Genomic DNA, 237 nt, shown 5'->3' with positions numbered 1-237 from the left:
TTAACGGTTGGGGCATTAAGTTGTGATGGTGCCGCTTATAGCGTATCATACATCAGTAATGGAGCTATTAGTATTAACGTAGGAACGTTAGATACGGCTAATAATATGATCACAAACATTCCATTTGGAAGTGACCTAGTGATTACTTCGAGTAATGGAGTGGATTGTGAGACCTCAATTACGGTAGCGATCCCAGCTACATGTCCAGATGATTGTGTGACGCCAGATTTAAGTGCA

General features: G+C 41.4%; 1 protein-coding gene. It reads left to right on the top strand.

Going from position 1 to position 237, the window contains the following annotated elements; genetic code table 11:
* A partial coding sequence (locus JM658_RS17075) for a hypothetical protein (protein WP_236961119.1) occupies window positions 1–237 on the top strand: 237 nt, incomplete at both ends.

It is taken from the genome of Joostella atrarenae (genome assembly GCF_021764745.1).
Lineage (GTDB): Bacteria > Bacteroidota > Bacteroidia > Flavobacteriales > Flavobacteriaceae > Galbibacter > Galbibacter atrarenae.
Note: the sequence above shows the minus strand (reverse complement) of the source record. Positions and strands in the feature narration are given on the sequence as shown.